Genomic DNA, 2,565 nt, shown 5'->3' with positions numbered 1-2,565 from the left:
TGCCGTCGCCTCGGCGATCGGCGGGGCGGCCGGCAGCTTCGGCGTCCTCGTCGCCGCCCGTGCGCTCCAGGGCCTCTTCGGCGCGCTGCTGGCGCCGGCCGCGCTCTCGCTGCTCTCGACGATCTTCACCGACCCCGCGGAACGTGCGAAGGCCTTCGGCGTCTTCGGGGCGATCGCCGGCGCGGGCGCCGCCGTCGGGCTGCTGCTCGGCGGCCTCCTCACCGAGTACCTGAGCTGGCGCTGGTGCCTCTACGTGAACCTCCTGTTCGCGCTCCCCGCCGCCATCGCCGCGCTTGCGCTGCTGCACGACGCGCCCCGTGCCGCGCAGCGTCCGCGCATCGACGTCCCGGGGACCCTGGCGGCCTTCTCCGGCCTGTTCGCGCTCGTCTACGGCTTCTCCAGCGCCGAGTCGCGCGGCTGGGGCTCGTCCGTGACCATCGCGTTCCTCGTCGCGAGCGGACTGCTCCTGACCACGTTCGTCGTCGTCGAGCGCCGCGTGGCGCAGCCCCTCCTGCCCCTCCGGGTCGTCCTGGACCGCAACCGGGGCGGCTCGTACCTGGCCGTCGGCATCACCGGTGCCGGGATGTTCGGGGTCTTCCTGTTCCTGACCTACTTCCTGCAGGGAACGCTCGGGTTCAGCCCGGTCCAGACCGGTCTCGCGTTCCTGCCGATGACCGCGTCGATCATGATCGCGGCGTCCACGGCCACGATGCGCCTGGTCCCGCGCTTCGGCCCGCGGCCCCTCATCTCGACCGGGATGGTGCTGGCGGCGTCGGCCATGGTGTTCCTGACCGGCGTGTCGGTCGACTCGACGTACGTGGCGGACGTGCTGCCGGCGCTGATCGTGATGGGACTCGGCATGGGGCTCGTGTTCGCCCCCGCGATGAACACGGCGACCCTCGGGGTCGCCGCCTCGGACACCGGCATCGCCTCCGCGATGGTCAACACCGGCCAGCAGGTCGGCGGGTCGGTGGGCACCGCCTTCCTGAGCACCGTCGCGGCCAGCGCGACGAGCGGCGCGCTCGGTGGCGCGCGACCCACCCAGGCCCTGCTCGCCGAGGCTGCCGTCCAGGGCTACACGACCGCGTTCGCCTGGGCCGCGGCGATCTTCGCGATCGGCGCGGTGCTGTCCGCGGTGCTGCTGCGCCCCGGCGCCGCGCCTGCGACGGCCGAGTCCGGCGTCGAGCCCGTCTTCGCGCACTGAGCGGGACGGGCGCCGCGTCAGCCGTCGAACGTCGCCCGCGTGTCGGGACCCTGATGGGACTCGGCGAGCGCGGTGATGGCGTCGACGGTGCGCCGGAGCTCCTCCACGAACGGCGCGGCCTCCGGGCCCATGCGGGGCGCCTCGCGCTCGAAGGCCCGCGCCAGCTCCCGGTAGTAGACGCGGGTGGCGAGACCCTGCCCCTGCTTGAAGCGCGCCCACAACGCGTCCCCGTGCGTGCGGTAGTCCAGCAGGATCGAGCGGGCGTTGTGCACCTTGTCGGCCAGGGACACGCGCAGCGCCGCCGGGGACTTCGAGGGGAAGGCGTCCACGTAGGCCCGCTTGCGCTCGTACCACGCCCGGCCCCGGTCCCCGCGGTCCACGGGGTCGCCGTCGACGCGGTCGCTGTTGGCCAGCACGATCTCCGCGACCGTCGGCCCGAACCGCTCGCCGATCTCCGCCAGGGCGACGGTGCCGCCGCCGTCCTCGACGACGTCGTGCAGCAGGCCGCCGATGGCCTCGTCCTCGTCACCGTGCATCTCGAGCACCAGTGACGCCACGGCCAGGAGGTGCGCGACGTAGGGCACCGGGGTGCCCTTGCGGAGCTGTCGCGCGTGGTGGGCGGTGGCGTAGTGGAGGGCTTCGTCGAACCGCTCGGTCAGCAGCGGGCTGTCGGTGAAGGACTCGGGCACGCCATCAGGGTCTCACGTCACGGCGGCCGGTTCCGGCACGTCCGCGACGCGCACGAGCAGCTTGCCGGTGTTCGATCCCGAGAACAGCTGGTTGATCGCGTCGACGGCGCGGTCGAGACCGTCCACGACCGTCTCGGACCAGCGCAGGTCGCCCGCGGCCGCGTGCGCGGCGAGCGCGCCGATCGCCTCCGGGAACCGCTCCGCGTGGTCCAGGACCAGGAAGCCGGTCATCGTCGCCCGCTGCATGATGATCTGCGCGATCGCCCGCTGGCCGGGGCTGCCGCCCGGGGCCCCGTAGTCGTTGTACTCGCTGATCATCCCGCAGAGCGCGATACGCGCCCCGATGTTCATACGCCCGAGGATCGCGTCCATGATCTCGCCGCCGACGTTCTCGAAGTCCGCGTCGATCCCGTTGGGGGTCGCCTGTGCGAGCTGCTCCCGCCAGTCGAGCGCCTTGTAGTTCACGCACGCGTCGAAGCCGAGCTCCTCCACGACGTGCCGGCACTTCTCGGGTGAGCCGGCCAGCCCGACGACACGGGCACCGCGCAGCTTCCCGAGCTGTCCGGCGATCGAGCCGACCGCGCCCGCGGCGGCGGAGACGACGAGCGTCTCGCCCGGCTGCGGCCGGCAGATGTCCTCGATCCCCAGCCACGCGGTGATCCCGGTGTGCCC

General features: G+C 73.2%; 3 protein-coding genes. 1 reads left to right on the top strand and 2 read right to left on the bottom strand.

Annotated features, from left to right (window positions below):
• Positions 1–1,204 (top strand): MFS transporter (locus tag ABYE80_RS19640; RefSeq protein WP_372791998.1); only part of this gene is annotated, 1,204 nt, incomplete at its 5' end.
• A gap of 17 nt (positions 1,205–1,221) precedes the next feature.
• On the opposite strand, the gene ABYE80_RS19635 is transcribed toward ABYE80_RS19640, so the two are convergent.
• Together ABYE80_RS19635 and ABYE80_RS19630 are read right to left on the bottom strand one after the other, a co-directional pair.
• Positions 1,222–1,893, bottom strand: a complete 672-nt coding sequence (locus ABYE80_RS19635) for an HD domain-containing protein (RefSeq protein WP_372791997.1) — start codon at positions 1,891–1,893, stop codon at positions 1,222–1,224.
• Positions 1,894–1,905: 12 nt separating this feature from the next.
• Positions 1,906–2,565, bottom strand: a 660-nt coding sequence (locus ABYE80_RS19630; RefSeq protein WP_372791996.1) for a zinc-binding dehydrogenase, incomplete at its 5' end; no start/stop codon positions are given.

Source organism: Paraconexibacter sp. (assembly GCF_041602235.1).
Lineage (GTDB): Bacteria > Actinomycetota > Thermoleophilia > Solirubrobacterales > Solirubrobacteraceae > Paraconexibacter.
The sequence above is the reverse complement of the archived record's forward strand: the minus strand, read 5'-3'. Positions and strand labels throughout refer to the sequence as shown.